Origin of the sequence: Sphingomonas sp. CCH15-F11 (assembly GCF_001557005.1) — a bacterium.
GTDB lineage: Bacteria > Pseudomonadota > Alphaproteobacteria > Sphingomonadales > Sphingomonadaceae > Sphingomonas.
Genome location: NZ_LSKG01000009.1, coordinates 1 through 3,139, shown reverse-complemented (window position 1 = coordinate 3,139; position 3,139 = coordinate 1). Strand labels below are relative to the sequence as shown.

At 67.4% G+C, this 3,139-nt stretch carries 3 protein-coding genes and 2 pseudogenes; all 5 read left to right on the top strand.

Annotated elements, in window-relative coordinates; all coding sequences use genetic code 11:
• A pseudogene (locus AX709_RS01160) lies at window positions 1–455 on the top strand (hypothetical protein); the annotation flags it as partial.
• Window positions 452–1,216 (top strand): P-type conjugative transfer protein TrbJ, encoded by a 765-nt coding sequence (gene trbJ / locus AX709_RS01155; RefSeq protein WP_054362438.1) that lies wholly within the window; start codon window positions 452–454, stop codon window positions 1,214–1,216. The pseudogene AX709_RS01160 and the gene trbJ, both read left to right, overlap by 4 nt.
• 10 nt (window positions 1,217–1,226) lie before the next feature.
• Complete coding sequence (trbK-alt, locus tag AX709_RS01150; RefSeq protein ID WP_054362437.1) at window positions 1,227–1,598, top strand: putative entry exclusion protein TrbK-alt; 372 nt, start codon at window positions 1,227–1,229, stop codon at window positions 1,596–1,598.
• A 4-nt stretch (window positions 1,599–1,602) separates the two neighbouring features.
• Window positions 1,603–2,958: a P-type conjugative transfer protein TrbL gene (gene trbL / locus AX709_RS01145; protein ID WP_054362436.1), complete on the top strand. Its 1,356-nt coding sequence runs from the start codon at window positions 1,603–1,605 to the stop codon at window positions 2,956–2,958.
• Window positions 2,958–3,080: pseudogene (locus AX709_RS18080) on the top strand (conjugal transfer protein TrbF); the annotation flags it as partial. The gene trbL and the pseudogene AX709_RS18080, both read left to right, overlap by 1 nt.
• Window positions 3,081–3,139: the final 59 nt, after the last annotated feature.

Here is a 3,139-nt window from a genome sequence, read left to right as displayed (position 1 = left end):
CCCGCACTCCGCTAATTTACGCCGCGACCTGTGCCAAATGTTCTGACGACGGACAGCTTTCCGACATCGACGGCTCGGCGATCGCGCCAGCCATCATCGAAAGCTGCCAGACCCGGCTGCTACTGCCGAACGAGCGCGCGATCGAACCGCAGATCACGGCGATATATCAGCGCTTCGGGCTCAATTCGCGCCAGATCGAGATCCTCGCGCGGGCGATGCCCAAGCGCGACTACTACTGCCAGTCCCGCCGAGGCAATCGCCTGTTCGAGCTGGGCCTGTCCGACGTCGCGCTGGCGCTCTGCGCCGCCTCGTCGAAGACCGACCAGGCCGCCATAGACCGCATCGTCACCGAGCATGGCCGCAAGGGATTCCTCGCCGCCTGGCTGCGGCTGCGCGGCGCGACATGGGCGGTCGACCTCATTCCCGACCTCACCAACCTGGAGAGCCTGCCATGAAACTGCGCATTCCCCGCGCGGCGATCACCGCCGCCGTCCTCGCCATCCCTTTGTCTGCGTCGCCGGTGCTAGTCGCGCCGGCCTCGGCGCAATGGATCGTCTACGACCCGACGAACTACGTTCAAAACGTCCTGACGGCGGCGCGTTCGCTGGAGCAGATCAACAACCAGATCACCTCGCTCCAGAACCAGGCCACCTCGCTGATCAACCAGGCCCGCAACCTCGCGAGCCTGCCGTTCTCCTCGCTGCAACAGCTCCAGCAATCGGTCCAGCGCACCCAACAGCTTCTGCAGCAGGCGCAGCGCATCGCCTACGATGTCCAGAACATCGATCAGGCGTTCCGCACCAATTACGGGGCCGGAAGCGCCTCGATGAGCGCGTCCAATCAGCAGCTCATCGCCCAGGCGAAAGAGCGCTGGAACAACACCGTTTCCGGCCTTCAGGACGCCATGCGCGTCCAGGCCGGCGTGGTCGGCAACATCGACACCAACCGCACCCAGATGTCGGCGCTGGTCGGCCAGAGCCAGGGCGCCACCGGCGCGCTGCAGGCCACCCAGGCGGGCAACCAGCTTCTCGCACTCCAGGCCCAGCAGCTCGCGGACCTGACCGCCGTCGTCTCGGCGAACGGCCGTTCCCAGGCGCTCGCCGAAGCCGAGCGGTCGGCGGCCGCCGAACAGGGCCGCGAGCAGCGCCGCCGTTTCCTGACGCCGGGCTCGGGCTACCAGCCCGGCAACGCGCAGATGTTCCAGAACGGCAACTGAGGGCGCGACGATGGACGGAAAGATCCTCGCGCGCATCGGCGCCATCTTCTTCGTGACCTTCGCCGTCACCGCCACCGCCATCGAACTCGCCCGCAAGGACGAGCCGCCGATCTACCGCAGCATCGCGGTGCCCGCGGAAGCGGCGGCCGATCCGCTGAAGGCAAAGCTGCGCCGCTGCCAGCGGCTCGGCGAGGCCGGCACCAGCGACAGCGAGTGCCTGCAGACCTGGGCGGAGAACCGCGACCGCTTCCTCACGCCGTCGCAGCCGGCGCCGCAGGCGCCCGGTCCGCAGGACATCCCGCAGAATCCGCCGGTCACGCGCGAGCCCATCGTCAAGGAGCCCGTGCCGGCCGTCGACTCCCACACGAACGAGGCGCGCTGAGATCATGGGCGGCACCGGCGTCATCGACCACTTCCTGGAAGTTTTCACCCGCTACATCGACGGCGGCTTCGGGCTTCTCTCCGGCGAAGTTGCGTTCATCGCCACGACGTTGATCGTGATCGACGTCACGCTCGCCGCGCTGTTCTGGAGCTGGGGCGCCGACGAAGACATCATGGCGCGCCTGGTGAAGAAGACGCTGTTCGTCGGCGTCTTTGCCTACCTCATCGGCAATTGGAACAACCTGGCCCGCATCATCTTCGAGAGCTTTGCTGGCCTCGGCCTGAAAGCCTCCGGCACCGGTTTCACCGTCGCCGACATGATGCGGCCCGGCCGCGTCGCCCAGACCGGCCTCGATGCCGGCCGGCCACTGCTCGATTCCATATCCGATCTCATGGGTTACTGGAGTTTCTTCGAGAACTTCATCCAGATCGCGGTGATGCTGCTCGCCTGGGCGCTGGTGCTGTTGGCCTTCTTCATTTTGGCCATCCAGCTCTTCGTGACGTTGATCGAATTCAAGCTCACCACGCTGGCGGGCTTCGTGCTCATCCCGTTCGGGCTGTTCGGCAAGAGCGCCTTCATGGCCGAGCGTGTGCTTGGCAACGTCATCTCCTCAGGTATCAAGGTGCTCGTCCTCGGCGTCATCATCGGCATCGGGTCGAGCCTGTTTTCCGAATTCACCGCCGGCTTCGGCGGGGCAACACCCACCATCGATCAGGCCATGGCCATCGTGCTCGCGGCGCTGACGCTGCTCGGTCTTGGCATCTTCGGTCCGGGCATCGCCAACGGTCTCGTCTCTGGCGGACCCCAGCTCGGCGCGGGCGCCGCCATCGGAACCGGCCTAGCCGCGGGCGGCATGGTCGCCGCAGGCGCCGCCACGGTTGGAGCGGTGGCGTCCGGAGGAGCCGCGCTGGCAGGAGGCGCGGCCGCCGCCGCTCGCGGGGGCGCCGCCCTCGCGGGCGGCGCTTCCACCGCCTACAGCCTGGGCGCCGCAGGGCAGTCGGGCGCCTCAGGTGTGGCCAGTGGCCTGGGCGGCGTCGCCCGGGCCGCCGGTTCCGCTGCAACATCGCCGCTCCGCCGCGCCGCTGAACGCTCGACCGAAAGCATGCGCTCCAGTTTCTCGGAGGGCGCCAAGTCCGCCTTCGAGGCGACCGGCGGCTCCTCGACCATGGGCACCATCGGCGGCGGCTCAGACGAGGCCGCGCCCGCCGCCGGCAATTCAAACACGCCGCCCGCCTGGGCCCAGCGCATGAAACGCTCCCAGCAGATGAGCCACGCCGTTTCCACCACCGTCCATGCCGTCCGCAGCGGCGACAGCCATGGCGGCGGCTCTTCCATCAACCTCTCTGAAAGCGACCGCTGATGTTCCGAAGACCCTCTACGCATTACGGAAAGGCTCCCGAGCCCGAGACCCCTTATCAGCGCGCCGCCCAGGTTTGGGACGACCGTATCGGCTCGGCCCGCGTCCAGGCGAGGAACTGGCGCTATATGGGGTGACTACACGAAAGTGGCGTATCTGCACGCTAAGGGCGAACAAATGGGTG